Source organism: Micromonospora sp. NPDC049903, from assembly GCF_044460945.1.
Taxonomy (GTDB): domain Bacteria; phylum Actinomycetota; class Actinomycetes; order Mycobacteriales; family Micromonosporaceae; genus Micromonospora.
In genome coordinates this window covers 233,810-247,269 of sequence record NZ_JBITKL010000007.1, presented here as the reverse complement: position 1 = coordinate 247,269, position 13,460 = coordinate 233,810, and the positions used below count along the sequence as shown (strand labels likewise).

Sequence of the window (13,460 nt, the reverse complement as noted above, 5' to 3'; positions counted from 1 at the left end):
CGCTATCGTCCGACACGGTCCGCCTGACACCGCGCCGCGACGGCGGGGGTGCCTGCCGGCGGACGTCGCGCCGAAAGCCGCGCGTCTGTGCACTCTCTCCCCGGCGGAAGGACTGACCTGTGACGGTCACCGACGAGACCACCCCCGTGTCGCACTTCGAGCGGATCGGCGGGGCCGGCGCGGTGCGGGCCGCCGTCGAGCTGTTCTACGACCGGGTGTTGGCCGACGCGGAGCTGGCCGGCTACTTCACCGAGGTGGACATGGCGGGCCAGCGTCGGCACATGGCGTTGATGCTGACCGTGGTGCTGGGCGGCCCGAACGAGTACGCGGGCCGGGACCTGGCCACCGCGCACCGACCGTTGGACATCCCGGTGGCGCACTACGTCCGGGTGGGTGAGCACCTGACGGCGACGTTGACGCAGTTGGGGGTGCCCGACGACGTCATCACCGACGTGCGGGCGGTGCTGGCGCAGGTGCAGGACCAGGTGGTGGCCGGCGGCGACCGGGCGGACGCCTGAGCCGTGGACGTCTCTCGCCTCAAGCGGAGCTGGGCGCTGGTCACCGGGCACGGCGACCAGGTTCCGCTGTACTTCTACTCGACGTTGTTCCTGACCCATCCCGAGACCCGGCAGATGTTCCCGACGAACATGGCGGGGCAGCGGGACCGGCTGGTGACCGCGCTGGGTCACATCGTGTCCCAGGTGGACCAGGTGGACCGGCTGGTGGGTTTCCTGCAGGACCTGGGCGCCGACCACCGCAAGTTCGCGGTGCGGGCGGAGCACTATCCGGCGGTGGGTGAGGCGTTGCTGGCGACGCTGCGGCACTTCCTCGGTGACCAGTGGACCGAGGAGCTGGCGCAGGACTGGGCGGCGGCGTACGCGTTGGTGGCGAAGGTGATGGTCGAGGCGGCGCAGGCCGCCGAGGCGGTGAATCCACCGTGGTGGGTGGCCGAGATCGTCGGCCATGAGCGGCGCGGCTTCGACGTGGCGGTGGTGACGGTGCGTCCCCAGTATCTGCTGCCGTTCACGGCGGGCCAGTCGATCGGGGTGTCGCATCCGGCGGTGCGGGCGTGGCGGTACTACTCGCCGGCGAACGCGCCCCGTCAGGACGGCACCCTGGAGTTGCATGTGCGGGCGGCGCCGGGTGGCGCGGTGTCGTCGCGGCTGGTGTACGGGTGTGCGGTGGGTGACCAGGTGCACCTGGCGTCGGCGGTGGGCGAGGCGTTGACGTTGCGGGCGGCCGGGTCGGCGGATCTGCTGCTGCTGGCCGGGGGGACCGGCTGGGCGCCGTTGAAGGCGTTGGTGGAGCAGGTGTCGGTGGAGGGGGCGGGCCGGCAGGTCGACCTGTACGTGGGGGCGCGGTCGCGGACCGAGTTCTATGACGGTGACCTGTTGGACAAGTTGGCCGCCTCGTATCCGTGGTTGCGGGTGACCCAGGTGGTGGGGGTGGACCTGGACCGGCCGGGGGAGTTCGTGCATCCGGTGGACCGGGCGCTGGCCGACGGTGACTGGCGGTCCCGCCACGTGTACGTGTGCGGGTCCGACGACGTGGTGGCGTACGCGGTGACGGCGTTGACCCGCGCCGGTTTCCATCCCGGGCAGGTGCACCACGAGGGTCCGGGTGCGCAGTGGTACGGCCCCGCGTGGCGTACGGCGATGCAGAGTCCGTCCGCCCCTGACGATTCCGGAGGTGCCCGGTGAGTGAGCCCCGCAGTGACCAGTGGCGGGCCGGTTCGGTGGGTACGGCCCCGATCGGCCGGTACGACGGCACCCCGGTGGCGGGGGGTGTGCAGGTGCGGTTGACCGCCGACCGGGTGCGACGGTGGGAGTTCGGGTCGGCGTCGTTCACCCGGCGCGGCTACGACCAGGGCGCGGTGGACCGGTTCCGGATGCAGGTGGCCGACGAGGTGGATCGACTCACGACGCGGGTGGCGGACCTGCGGGCGGAGAACGAGATGCTCACCGGCCACCTGGAGCTGCACCGGCACGGGGTGATCCCGAGTTCGGGTCCGTCCCCGCAGGCGCCGGCGGCCAAGGAGGTGAACCTGCTGTCGGCGGCGCAGCGGGAGGCCGAGCAGATCATCGCGCAGGCGCACGACTACGCGCGGCGGGTCGCCGAGTACGCCCGCACCCAGTACGAGAGCTATGTGCGGGCGGCCGTGGAGGAGGCCCGGCAGCAGGCGGAACGGGCGGTGCAGGACTATCGCGCGTCGGCGGGGCCGACGTTCGACGACGGGGTGGCCGCGCGGGAGGCGCTGCGCATCTACGGCGAGATGATGATCTCGCACATGCAGGCGGCGGCGCGGCACCTCGACGACGGCAGCGCCCAGTTGGCGCGCACGATGGAGCGCATCGGTAGTCCGGCGGAGCCGACCACGGTGGCGGACCGGTCGTTGCCTCGCCACCAGCAGTCCTGACGCCTGGTCGTCGCGTCGAGGTGGCGTCCGGGCGGCGGTCCGGCCGGGGCCTCAGCCGTCGGTGTGGGCGGTCACCGCGGCGGTGACGGGGGTGGGGCCGGCGACGGTCTCCAGGGTTAGTCCGGCGGTGGCGGGGGCGTCGAGCAGGGCGACGAGGACGGCGGCCACGTCGGCGCGGCTGATCGGGCCCCGGGGCACCTGCCGGTCGAGGGTGACGTGGCCGGTGGGCGGGTCGTCGGTGAGGCGGCCGGGCCGCAGCACGGTCCAGTCGAGGTCCCGGCGGGTCAGGTCGTCCTCGGCGGCCTTCTTGGCCCGCAGGTAGGCGACGAACACCTCGTCGGTGCCCGGGGGCGGGTCGCGGTCCACGCCCATGGAGGAGACCAGCAGGTAGCGGCGTACCCCGGCGGTGCGGGCGGCGTCGGCGAGCAGCGCGGCGGCGGCCCGGTCGACGGTGTCCTTGCGGGCGGCGCCGCTGCCCGGTCCGGCGCCGGCGGCGAAGACGACCGCGTCGGCGTCGGTGAGGTGTGCGGCGAGGTCGCCTGCGGTGACGTGTTCCAGGTCGGCCAGGACGGGCACGGCGCCGTCGGCGCGCAGCGCGGCGGCGTGGTCGGGATTGCGGATCAGGCCCACCGGGACGTCGCCCCGGGCGGCGAGGTCGCGGTGCAACAGTCGGGCGATCTTGCCGTGGCCTCCGGCGATGACGACACGCATGCGCCGAATCTATCCGCCCGGGGTGTGGTCCTGCCGCCGCTCGCTCGCCGACGGGCCGCCGGGTGGGGCAGCATGGTACGGGTGGAGGACGTGATCGAGCAGGTGGCGGGGTTGGCGGCCGGTGGCGCGGTGGTGGTGCTCAGCGGCGCCGGCCTGTCCACCGAGTCGGGTATCCCCGACTATCGGGGACCCAGCGGGGTGGCGCGTCGGCACACCCCGATGACGTACCAGACGTTCACCGGTGACGCGGGGGCCCGGCGCCGCTACTGGGCGCGTAGCCACCTGGGGTGGCGGTGGATCGCGCAGGCGGCCCCGAACGACGGGCATCGGGCGGTGGCCCGGTTGCAGCGGGCCGGTGTGGTGGCGGGGATCATCACGCAGAACGTGGACGGGCTGCACACGGCCGCCGGCAGCACCGGGGTGGTGGAGTTGCACGGCCGCCTCGACGAGGTGGTGTGTCTGGGCTGCGGGGCGCGGACGACCCGGGAGGACCTCGACGGTCGGCTGCGGCGGGCCAACCCGGGTTTCGACGCGCGGGCCGCCGCGATCAACCCGGACGGTGACGTGGATCTCGACGACGCGCAGGTGGCCGGGTTCCGGGTCGTGGACTGCGGGACCTGCGGTGGCATGCTCAAACCGGACGTGGTGTTCTTCGGCGAGACGGTTCCGGCGCCCCGGGTGGCGCGGTGTTTCACGATGGTGCGGCAGGCGCGGCTGCTGCTGGTGCTCGGATCGTCGCTGACGGTGATGTCGGGGCGGCGGTTCGTGTCGGCGGCGGCCCGGCAGGACGTACCGGTGGTGATCGTCAACCAGGGGCCGACGCGCGGTGACGGGTACGCGCGGTTGTGCGTCGACGCCCCGCTGGGGCGCCTGTTGCCGGCGGTGGCCGACCGGCTCTGCCCGGCCGGGGCGGACCGCGTGGTGTCCGTCGCCTCCTGAGCAGGGGGCCCGGGGGTTCGGTGTGGGCCGGCGGGGACGCTGGTAGCGTTGATCGCGCCGGTAGCACCCGCGTGGGAGAGACCGCCTGGCGGCAGCCGGGGCGGCGCCGAAGGGGCAAATCCTCCCCGGAACCTCTCAGGCAAAAGGACCGCGTGGGTCAGGCACTGTGGAGCGCCCGTGGGGTGTGACAGAGGGGGAGGGCCGACCTGTCGACCCCGCCCCCGCAGGAGCGCCCCTCATGACCACAGAGTTCGCCGACCGTCACATCGGCCCCGCCCCCGACGACGAACGCCGCATGTTGGCGACGGTCGGGTACGCCTCGATCGACGAGCTGATGGACGCGGCGATCCCCGAGGTGATCCGCTGGCACGGTCGTCTGGACCTGCCGGAGCCCACCGGTGAGCACGAGACCCTGACCGAGTTGCGGGCCCTCGCCGACCGCAACACCGTCGCCGTGTCGATGATCGGTCTGGGCTACCACGGCACGTACACCCCGGCGGTGATCCGCCGTAACGTGCTGGAGAACCCGGCCTGGTACACGGCGTACACGCCGTACCAGCCGGAGATCAGCCAGGGCCGGTTGGAGGCGCTGCTGAACTTCCAGACCATGGTGTCGGACCTGACCGGCCTGGCGACGGCGAACGCGTCGATGCTCGACGAGGGCACCGCCGCGGCCGAGGCGATGACGTTGGCGCGGCGGGCGTCGAAGAGCAGCAGCCCGGTGTACGTGGTCGACGCCGACGCCCTGCCGCAGACCATCGCGGTGATCGCCGGTCGGGCCGAGCCGCTCGGCATCGAGGTGCGGGTGCTGGACCTGACCGCGCAGGAGTTGCCGGCGGAGTTCTTCGGCCTGCACCTGCAGTACCCGGGCGCGTCCGGGGCGGTGCGTGACCAGGCGGCGCTGGTGACGGCGGCACACGAGGTCGGCGCGTTGGTGACGGTGGCGGCGGACCTGCTGGCGTTGACGCTGCTGCGGGCGCCGGGGCACATTGGCGCGGACATCGCCGCCGGCACCACCCAGCGGTTCGGGGTGCCGATGGGCTTCGGTGGGCCGCACGCCGGCTACCTGGCGGTGCGGGCCGGGTTGGAGCGGATGCTGCCCGGCCGGCTGGTCGGGGTGTCCCGCGACAGCGCCGGCGACCCGGCGTACCGGTTGGCGTTGCAGACCCGTGAGCAGCACATCCGGCGGGAGAAGGCGACCAGCAACATCTGCACCGCGCAGGTGCTGCTGGCGGTGATGGCCGGCATGTACGCCGTCTACCACGGCCCGGACGGGTTGCGGGCGATCGCGACGCGCACCCACGAGGCGGCGGTGCGGCTGGCCGCCGGACTGCGGGCCGGTGGCGTCGAGGTGGCCGACGTGCCGTTCTTCGACACGGTGACGGCGACGGTGCCGGGGCGGGCCGGTCAGGTGGTGGCCGACGCGGCGGCGCGCGGGGTGAACCTGCGGCTGGTCGACGACGACCGGGTGGGGATCTCCTGCGACGAGACCACCACGGGCGAGCATGTGGCGGCGGTGTGGGCGGCGTTCAGTGTCGACGGCGTCGACGGCGCGGTGACGGCGGCGCTGCCGGACGGGTTGCGGCGTACCGACGAGGTCCTCACCCACCCGGTGTTCCGGTCGCACCACTCGGAGACGGCGATGCTGCGCTACCTGCGGCGGCTGGCCGACTTCGACTACGCGCTGGACCGGGGCATGATCCCGCTGGGGTCGTGCACGATGAAACTGAACGCCACCACCGAGATGGAGCCGGTGAGCTGGGCGGAGTTCGCCCACATCCACCCGTTCGCCCCGGCGGAGCAGACCGCCGGCTACCGGGAGATGATCGGCCAGTTGGAGGGGTGGCTGGCCGAGGTGACCGGCTACGACGCGGTCAGTGTGCAGCCCAACGCCGGGTCGCAGGGGGAGTTGGCCGGGTTGCTGGCCATTCGCGCGTACCACCGCGACCGGGGTGAGGGGCACCGGGACGTGTGCCTGATCCCGTCGTCGGCGCACGGCACGAACGCCGCCAGCGCGGTGATGGCCGGGATGCGGGTGGTGGTGGTCGGCTGCGACGACAACGGCAACGTCGACCTGGTCGACCTGGACGCCAAGATCGACCGGCATCGGGACGCCCTGGCGGCGATCATGGTGACGTACCCGTCGACGCACGGCGTGTACGAGACGGGCATCGCGTCGCTGTGCGCGAAGGTGCACGACGCCGGTGGCCAGGTGTACGTCGACGGCGCGAACCTCAACGCGCTGGTCGGGTTCGCCAAGCCGGGCCGGTTCGGGGCCGACGTGTCGCACCTGAACCTGCACAAGACGTTCTGCATCCCGCACGGCGGCGGTGGTCCCGGCGTGGGGCCGGTGGCGGTGCGGGCGCACCTGGCGCCGTTCCTGCCCGGTGACCCCGGTGGCGCGCCGGTGGACGGGCGGCCGGCGATCTCGGCGGCCCGGTACGGGTCGGCGGGCATCCTGCCGATCCCGTGGGTGTACCTGCGGATGATGGGTGCCAACGGGCTGGCCCGCGCCACCGGGGTGGCGGTGCTGGCGGCCAACTACGTGGCGGCGCGGCTGCGGGAGCACTTCCCGGTGCTGTACGCGGGCAACAAGGGCCTGGTGGCCCACGAGTGCATCCTGGACCTGCGGCCGTTGACGAAGACGACCGGTGTGAGCGTCGACGACGTGGCCAAACGGTTGATCGACTACGGGTTCCACGCGCCGACGATGTCGTTCCCGGTGGCGGGGACGCTGATGGTGGAGCCGACCGAGAGCGAGGACCTGGCCGAGCTGGACCGGTTCTGCGACGCGATGATCGCCATTCGGGCGGAGATCGACGAGGTGGCGGCGGGGCGCTGGCCGGCCGGGGACAACCCCCTGGCCAACGCGCCGCACACGGCGGCGATGGTGGCCGGCGACGAGTGGCCGCACCCGTACCCGAGGTCGGTGGCCGGCTACCCGGGCGGCGTGGACCGGGCGGGGAAGTACTGGCCGCCGGTGCGTCGGGTCGACGGCGGGTACGGCGACCGGAATCTGGTCTGCTCGTGTCCGTCGCCGCAGGCGTACGAGAGCTGACGGCAGCCGCGCCGGGGCGGTCCCTGCCGCCCCGGCGTCGCGTCGACCTGGTCGTGACGGCCCCCCCTGGTGGGGACTAGCCTGGGTCGACGCGGGAAGAGTCGTGACGGATCGTGACCAGGTCAGGCGGCGAGGGCGTGTCGGGCGGGGCCGCGGTGCGGTGCGATGCTGCTGCCGTCGGGCAGCAGTTCGCCGGTGTCCTCGAAAACGATGACCCCGTTGCAGAGCAGGCTCCAGCCCTGCTCACGGAAGCAGGCGATGACCTTGGCAGCTTCCCGGTCGGTGGCTTCGGCGGAGGGACAGGTGGGTTGGTGCTGGCACATCGGGTTCTCCGGACTGTGGGGGCACTGTGTCATGGTTCACATGACCAGTGACGCACAGTACCAAGCAAACGCATGGCGCATCGAGCAGAAGTGTGCGTGGTCCGTGGGAAATCCGCTGAACGGATGAGCCACCACCAACCAGACGTCGTGGAAGCGCTCCCACGGACGGTGGTCGATCCGTCACCGTACGACCCCCCGGCCGCGCCCACGTCCTGCCGAGGCCGCCGCGTCGAACTCGCCCGCTGGCAGTGGCGCCCCACCGACGGCGGCGACCCCGCCACCGCCGTCGAGGACTTCCTCGCCGCCCACGACCTGCCCCGGCACGACCTGGCCCGCCCCACCCGCCCCCACCACCACGACGACCACGTCTGCGGCGCCGCCCTGTACGTCTCCGCCGCCGCCGGCGCCCTGCTCGCCGGCGGCAACCCCGGCGCCGCCAACCCCGCCGACCTGCCCGAGGTCGCCGTCGTCGTCTACGGCCACACCGACACCCCCACCACCGGCACCCCGGCCGGAACGTGGTGGCGCGGCCCGTGGACCGAGAGCTGGACCCCCACCGCACACGCCGACGCCGTCCGCGCCGTCCGCACCGCCATCGGCCACGGCGACGTCTACCAGGTCAACGTCGTCGGCCACGCCGCCGCCCCCTACCACGGCGACCCCCGCCCCGCCCTGGCCCGCCTCGGCCGGCTCCCCGGCGCCCGCTACGGCGGCGTCCTGACCGGCGACGGCTGGGCCATCGGCTGCGCCAGCCCCGAAACCCTCATCGAGGTCCGCGCCGGCACCCTCACCACCCGCCCCATCAAAGGCACCCGACCCGCCACCGCCGCCGGCCGCGCCGACCTGCTCACCTCCGCCAAGGAACGCGCCGAACACATCATGATCGTCGACCTCGAACGCAACGACCTGGCCCGCGTCGCCCGCACCGGCAGCGTCCGCGTCGACGACCTGTTCGCCGTACGCCGCTGGTGCGACCTGTGGCAGGCCGAGTCCACCGTCCGCGCCGACGTCGCCGACGGCCTCGGCCTGGCCGACCTGCTGCGCGCCGTCTGCCCCGGCGGCTCCGTCACCGGCGCCCCCAAACTCGCCGCCCTGCACCACATCGCCGCCCTCGAACCCGTCGGCCGCGGCGCCGGCATGGGCGCCCTCGGCTGGATCGGCCCCGACCACCTCGACCTCGGCCTGACCATCCGCACCGCCGCCACCGACCGCTACGCCGTCCACGTCTGGGCCGGCGGCGGCATCACCTGGGACAGCGACCCGCACGCCGAGGTCGCCGAAGCCGCCGCCAAGACCGCCCCGGTCCGCGCCACCCTCGACCCGACCCCACCCGGCCGCCCCACCGCCGGCCCCACCGACCGATAACCTTGCCGACATGACCATGCGGGACATCCGAATCATCGGCGACCCGGTGCTGCGCACCCCCAGCGAACCCGTCACCAGCTTCGACGCCGACCTACGCGCCCTGGTCACCGACCTGATGGACACCCTGCTCGGCGCACCCGGCCGCGCCGGCGTCGCCGCACCCCAGATCGGCGTCAACGCCCAGGTGTTCGTCTACGACGCCGACGGCCACCGCGGCCACATGGTCAACCCCACCCTCGAACTGTCCGACGAACTCTGCGACGACGACGAGGGCTGCCTGTCCATCCCCGGCCTGTACTTCCCGACCCCCCGCGCCCTGCACGCCACCGCACACGGCTACGACCAGCACGGCGAACCCCTCACCATCGCCGGCAGCGGCTTCCTCGCCCGCGCCCTGCAACACGAGACCGACCACCTCGCCGGCCGCCTCTACGTCGACACGCTGCGCGGCGACGTCCGCCGCCGCGCCCTGCGGGAGATCCGCGCCGGCCGCTTCGACTCACCCCGCCGCGCCTGACCCGCCCGCCGCCCACTCGTCCCGGGTCACCGCGTACTCCACCTCACCGGCCTGCGCCCCCGGCAACGGATCCGCCCACGGCAGGTGGAACGTGCGCACATACCGCATCCCCACCGCCGCCATCGTCGCCCGCGACGCCACGTTGACCGCCATCGTCTCGGCGAAGATCCGCGACAACCCCAGGTCGGCGAAACCGTACCGGATCAGCTCCCGGGCACCCTCCGACGCCAGACCCCGCCGCCAGAACCGGCGCGCCAACCGGTACCCCAACTCGGCCTGCCCCATCACCGGCCCCTGGTCGGCCCGCGCGGGCGGCTCCAACAACCACCAGCCGACGAACTCACCGTCGGTCGACCCGGCCCAGAACCCCAACCCCGGCGCCCGCCGCGCCACCGCCACCCGCTCCCGGTGCAACCGCGTCACCTGCGCCGCCGACCGCACCGGCCCCAGGAACCGCATCACCTCCGCGTCGGCGTCCAACGCCACCTCATCAGGCAGATGCACATCCGCCAACGGCGCCAACACCAACCGCGCGGTACGCAGAATCACCTGGGACACGCGCGTCATCATCGCGGCCACGGGCCGCCACCGCCACCGACAATCAGCGGCCACCGGCGCGCAGCCGGAACTCGCCGTACTCGGCCACCCGGGTGAACCCCAACCGCTCGTACAACCGCACCGCCGCCCCGTTGTCGGCCTTCACGTTCAACGTCACATGATCCACGTCGGCCCGCAACACCTCGCACAGCCGCGTCACCACCGCCGCCGCCAACCCCCGACCCCGCCACCCCGGCCGGGTCGTCACGTTCCCCACCGCCGCCACCCGATACGTGGGGGAGAAGACGTGCACCCCCGCCACCGCCACCAACAGGTCACCGTCACTGATCCCCACGTACCGGCCGGTGTCCACCATCCGCGCGTCGAACCAGTTCCCCGGATACGCGACCGCGTACAGCTCCCGCAGCCGAGGTAGATCCGCCCGCCCCAACACCACCCCCGTCGGCGACACCCCCGCCGCGCGTGAAGGATCCGTCCACGCCATCTTCAGATGCGTCCCCGACGACGTCACCTCGAACGCCCCCGCCAACGCCACCTCGACACCGGGGGACAGGTGCGCCTCCAACCGGGCCGGCAACACCGGCACCACCTCACCCAGCAGCGCCGACACCGCCGCCACCCCGGCCGGCCGCGTCAACGCCACCAGCGTCGGCGACACCGCCCCGTGATACAGCAACACCACCGCGTCCCCACGCCGAAACCACGACGTGTACGGCCAGAAGAAATCGTCCAGATCACCCAACTCGTACGCGTGCAGCCGAGGATCCCGCCCCAACAGACCCGCCAGGACGGCCCGGTCGTGTTCCGCGCGCACCGGCACCCGCCGATGATCACACGCGCCGCGTCGCGCCGCTCACCCCGCCAACCACTGGTCGTAGCCCAACTTCGCCACCAACGCCACCACCACCAGCAACAACACCCCCCGCACGAACCCCGCACCCCGCCGCAACGCCATCCGGGCACCCACCATCGCCCCGACGATGTTGCACACCGCCATCGCCGCACCCAACAGCCACCACACGTGCCCCGTCACCGCGAACACCGCCAACGCCCCCGCGTTCGTCCCCGCATTCACCACCTTCGCCATCGCCGACCCGTGCAGGAAATCCGCCCCCACCAACGCGGTGAACGCCACCACCAGGAACGTGCCGGTACCCGGCCCGATCAACCCGTCGTACAGGGCGATACCCACCCCCGCCACCAGCACCGCCACCACGACCCGCCCCCGGGTACGCCGCCCCGGAAACGACGACACCCCCAACCTCGGCCGCACCACCACGAACAGCGCCACCGACAGCAACACCACCAACACCACCGGCCGGTACGCCGACGGCGGCACCGCACCCGCCAACGCCGCACCCACCCCCGCGCAGAGCACCGCCAGACCCGCCGCCGGCCCCGCCACCGCCCAGTCGATACGCGTACGCCTCGCATACGTCACCGCCGCCGCCGACGTCCCCGCGATCGCCGCCAACTTGTTCGTGCCCAACGCCGTCGCCGGCGGCATCCCCGGCGCCGCCACCAACAACGCCGGAAGCAACAACAACCCGCCGCCACCCACCACCGCATCCACCCAACCGGCCAGGGCAGCAGCGGTCAGCAGCAGCGCGACAGTCGACGGGTCCAGATCCACGGCGGCATTCTTTCCACCCCGAGGCACCCGACGCCGCCGCCTGTGGCCAGCCTCACCGGCCCCGACGCCTCCGCAGCCACACCCCGACCGCGCCCACCGCCACGAACATCAGCATCGAACAGAACAACACCCGCAGCATCGGGCAACTGTGCCACGGCGTCGATAAGGTGACACCGTGCGCCTGGCCACGTTCAACCTGCTGCACGGCCGGTCCCTGACCGACGGCCTGGTCGACCCGGCCCGCCTCACCGCCGCCGTCACCGCCCTCGACGCCGACGTGCTCGCCCTGCAGGAAGTCGACCGCGACCAGTCCCGCAGCGGCAACCACGACCTCACCGCCATCGCCGCCCAGGCCCTCGGCGCCACCGAACACCGCTTCGCCGCCGCCGTCGTCGGCACCCCCGGCGAAGCGTTCCGCCCCCTGCGCCACGACGACGACGGCCACGGCGAACCCTGCTACGGCGTCGGTCTCGTCTCCCGCTACCGGGTCACCGCCTGGCGCATCACCCGCCTGCGCCCGGCACCACTACGGTCCCCGGTCTACGTACCCGGCCCCGGCGGCGGCCTCATCCTCCTGCACGACGAACCCCGCGTCGTCCTCGCCGCCGTCCTGGACACCCCGCACGGACCCCTCACCGTCGCCGCCACCCACCTGTCCTTCGTGCCCGGCTGGAACATCCGCCAACTCCGCCAGGCCGTCCGCGCCCTGCGCACCCTGCCCGCCCCGCGCATCCTGCTCGGCGACCTCAACCTGCCCACCTGGGCCGCCCGCCTGGTGTCCCGCTGGCAGCCCCTGGGCCGCCAGCCCACCTACCCCGCCGGGCAACCGCGCGTCCAACTCGACCACATCCTCGCCGACCGGCAGGACCTGCACCGACTGCCACCGGTCACCGCCGTGCAGACCCCACTGGCCACCATCTCCGACCACCGGCCCCTGCTGGTCGACCTCGGCTAGGCCACCGCCGACCGCGCCGCCCGCACCGCGTTGCGGAACAGCATCGCCACCGTCACCGGACCCACCCCACCGACCCGCGGCGTGATCGCCCCCGCCACCCGCTCACACGCCGGATCCACATCCGGCAACAACCGGCGCCCCGCGTACCGCACCCCACCACCGACCACCACCGCACCCGGCCGCACATGCTCCGGCCGCACGATCCCCGGCACCCCCGCCGCCGCCACCAGGATCTCCGCCCGCCGCGTAAACCGAGGCCAGTCCGCCACCCCGGTGTGCACCACCGTCACCGCCGCGTTCGCCGTCGGCCGCTTCTGCGCCAACACCATCGCCAACGGCCGCCCCAACGTCGCCCCACGCCCCAACACCACCACCTCCCGACCCGACACCGGCACCCCGTGGAACGCCAACAACGCCTCCACACCCGCCGGCGTACACGGCACCGGACCCGGCAACCCGAGCGCCAACCGTCCCACGTTCACCGGATGCATCCCGTCTACGTCCTTGTCCGGGTCCAACACCTGCAACGCCCGGTCGAAGTCCAACCCACCCGGCACCGGATGCTGCACCAACACCCCGTGCACACCCCGGTCCGCGTTCAGATCCGTCAACACCGCGTGCAGATCCGCCTGCGACGCCGACGCCGGCAACCGCACGTGCGGCGACGCGAAACCCACCTCCGCCGCCTGCCGCTGCTTGATCCCGATGTAGCGGGCGCTCGCCGCGTCGTCACCGACCAGCACCGTCGCCAACGCCGGGGTCACCCCCGCCGCCCGCAGCGCCGCCACATCCTCGGCCACCTCGGCCAGAATCCGCTCCGCCACCGGCGCGCCCGGCAACAACCGGGCCGTCTCCATCGTCGTGGACATGGCTCACCTCGACCGTGGAGGCCCAGGCGGACGACCCCCACGACGAGCTTCCCGATGGTCGATCCCATCCCCGGTGCCGCCAGTCGCGTCACCCGCAGCCTTGCACACCCGACGAC

Annotated in this window: 14 protein-coding genes and 2 riboswitches; of the genes, 8 read left to right on the top strand and 6 right to left on the bottom strand. The window is 73.2% G+C overall.

What is annotated here, in order from left to right; translation table 11 throughout:
- Positions 1-119: 119 nt before the first annotated feature.
- Genes ACIBO1_RS14965 through ACIBO1_RS14955 form a run of 3 tightly spaced genes read left to right on the top strand, consistent with a single transcriptional unit; the run spans position 120 to position 2,416 of the window.
- On the top strand, positions 120-518 hold the full coding sequence (locus ACIBO1_RS14965; RefSeq protein ID WP_396746063.1) for a group 1 truncated hemoglobin: 399 nt from the start codon (positions 120-122) through the stop codon (positions 516-518).
- Between the two features lie 3 nt (positions 519-521).
- Positions 522-1,700: a globin domain-containing protein gene (locus ACIBO1_RS14960; protein ID WP_396746060.1), complete on the top strand. Its 1,179-nt coding sequence runs from the start codon at positions 522-524 to the stop codon at positions 1,698-1,700.
- Positions 1,697-2,416 carry a DivIVA domain-containing protein gene (locus ACIBO1_RS14955; protein WP_396746057.1) on the top strand — a complete coding sequence of 240 codons (720 nt, stop codon included), beginning with the start codon at positions 1,697-1,699 and terminating at the stop codon, positions 2,414-2,416. The genes ACIBO1_RS14960 and ACIBO1_RS14955 overlap by 4 nt, the downstream gene beginning before the upstream one ends.
- A 51-nt stretch (positions 2,417-2,467) precedes the next feature.
- Here ACIBO1_RS14955 and ACIBO1_RS14950 read toward each other — a convergent pair whose 3' ends face one another.
- Positions 2,468-3,127 carry an NAD(P)H-binding protein gene (locus tag ACIBO1_RS14950; protein WP_396746054.1) on the bottom strand — a complete coding sequence of 220 codons (660 nt, stop codon included), beginning with the start codon at positions 3,125-3,127 and terminating at the stop codon, positions 2,468-2,470.
- 72 nt (positions 3,128-3,199) lie between these two features.
- Between ACIBO1_RS14950 and ACIBO1_RS14945 the strand changes: the two genes are divergently transcribed.
- Together ACIBO1_RS14945 and gcvP are read left to right on the top strand one after the other, a co-directional pair.
- Complete coding sequence (locus ACIBO1_RS14945) at positions 3,200-4,066, top strand: NAD-dependent protein deacetylase (RefSeq protein WP_396746051.1); 867 nt, start codon at positions 3,200-3,202, stop codon at positions 4,064-4,066.
- Between the two features lie 62 nt (positions 4,067-4,128).
- Positions 4,129-4,227, top strand: a riboswitch (glycine riboswitch).
- A 77-nt stretch (positions 4,228-4,304) separates the two neighbouring features.
- A complete protein-coding gene (gcvP, locus tag ACIBO1_RS14940; RefSeq protein WP_396746048.1) occupies positions 4,305-7,124 on the top strand; it encodes an aminomethyl-transferring glycine dehydrogenase in 2,820 nt (939 codons plus the stop codon).
- 122 nt (positions 7,125-7,246) lie between these two features.
- On the opposite strand, the gene ACIBO1_RS14935 is transcribed toward gcvP, so the two are convergent.
- A complete protein-coding gene (locus tag ACIBO1_RS14935) occupies positions 7,247-7,447 on the bottom strand; it encodes a DUF5999 family protein (protein WP_131057861.1) in 201 nt (66 codons plus the stop codon).
- Positions 7,448-7,543: 96 nt separating this feature from the next.
- On the opposite strand from ACIBO1_RS14935, the gene ACIBO1_RS14930 reads away from it, so the two are divergent.
- The gene (locus ACIBO1_RS14930) at positions 7,544-8,812 is read left to right on the top strand and encodes a chorismate-binding protein (protein WP_396746045.1); all 1,269 of its coding nucleotides are present in this window, start codon (positions 7,544-7,546) and stop codon (positions 8,810-8,812) included.
- Positions 8,813-8,822: 10 nt separating this feature from the next.
- Positions 8,823-9,329, top strand: coding sequence for a peptide deformylase (def, locus tag ACIBO1_RS14925; protein WP_396746042.1), 507 nt, complete (start codon positions 8,823-8,825; stop codon positions 9,327-9,329).
- Here def and ACIBO1_RS14920 read toward each other — a convergent pair.
- From ACIBO1_RS14920 to ACIBO1_RS14910, 3 genes are read right to left on the bottom strand one after another with little or no spacing between them, the layout of a single operon-like run.
- Positions 9,312-9,896, bottom strand: a complete 585-nt coding sequence (locus ACIBO1_RS14920) for a GNAT family N-acetyltransferase (protein ID WP_396746153.1) — start codon at positions 9,894-9,896, stop codon at positions 9,312-9,314. The two genes, def and ACIBO1_RS14920, sit on opposite strands and share 18 nt — an antisense overlap.
- Before the next feature lie 34 nt (positions 9,897-9,930).
- Positions 9,931-10,707 carry a GNAT family N-acetyltransferase gene (locus ACIBO1_RS14915; RefSeq protein WP_396746039.1) on the bottom strand — a complete coding sequence of 259 codons (777 nt, stop codon included), beginning with the start codon at positions 10,705-10,707 and terminating at the stop codon, positions 9,931-9,933.
- 33 nt (positions 10,708-10,740) lie between these two features.
- Positions 10,741-11,520: a sulfite exporter TauE/SafE family protein gene (locus tag ACIBO1_RS14910; RefSeq protein WP_396746036.1), complete on the bottom strand. Its 780-nt coding sequence runs from the start codon at positions 11,518-11,520 to the stop codon at positions 10,741-10,743.
- Positions 11,521-11,695: 175 nt separating this feature from the next.
- Here ACIBO1_RS14910 and ACIBO1_RS14905 point away from each other — a divergent pair, with 175 nt between their 5' ends.
- Positions 11,696-12,475, top strand: a complete 780-nt coding sequence (locus ACIBO1_RS14905) for an endonuclease/exonuclease/phosphatase family protein (RefSeq protein ID WP_396746033.1) — start codon at positions 11,696-11,698, stop codon at positions 12,473-12,475.
- On the opposite strand, the gene ACIBO1_RS14900 is transcribed toward ACIBO1_RS14905, so the two are convergent.
- On the bottom strand, positions 12,472-13,344 hold the full coding sequence (locus tag ACIBO1_RS14900; RefSeq protein WP_396746030.1) for a bifunctional 5,10-methylenetetrahydrofolate dehydrogenase/5,10-methenyltetrahydrofolate cyclohydrolase: 873 nt from the start codon (positions 13,342-13,344) through the stop codon (positions 12,472-12,474). The genes ACIBO1_RS14905 and ACIBO1_RS14900 overlap by 4 nt on opposite strands.
- 13 nt (positions 13,345-13,357) lie before the next feature.
- Positions 13,358-13,441: riboswitch (ZMP/ZTP riboswitch) on the bottom strand.
- Positions 13,442-13,460: the final 19 nt, after the last annotated feature.

Excerpts from the sequence above, each read along its gene's own strand:
- ACIBO1_RS14950 (WP_396746054.1), bottom strand. The coding sequence starts at position 3,127 with ATGCGTGTCGTCATCGCCGGAGGCCACGGCAAGATCGCCCGACTGTTG.
- ACIBO1_RS14945 (WP_396746051.1), top strand. The coding sequence starts at position 3,200 with ATGGTACGGGTGGAGGACGTGATCGAGCAGGTGGCGGGGTTGGCGGCC.
- gcvP (WP_396746048.1), top strand. The coding sequence starts at position 4,305 with ATGACCACAGAGTTCGCCGACCGTCACATCGGCCCCGCCCCCGACGAC.
- ACIBO1_RS14935 (WP_131057861.1), bottom strand. The coding sequence starts at position 7,447 with ATGTGCCAGCACCAACCCACCTGTCCCTCCGCCGAAGCCACCGACCGG.
- def (WP_396746042.1), top strand. The coding sequence starts at position 8,823 with ATGACCATGCGGGACATCCGAATCATCGGCGACCCGGTGCTGCGCACC.
- ACIBO1_RS14920 (WP_396746153.1), bottom strand. The coding sequence starts at position 9,896 with ATGACGCGCGTGTCCCAGGTGATTCTGCGTACCGCGCGGTTGGTGTTG.
- ACIBO1_RS14900 (WP_396746030.1), bottom strand. The coding sequence starts at position 13,344 with ATGTCCACGACGATGGAGACGGCCCGGTTGTTGCCGGGCGCGCCGGTG.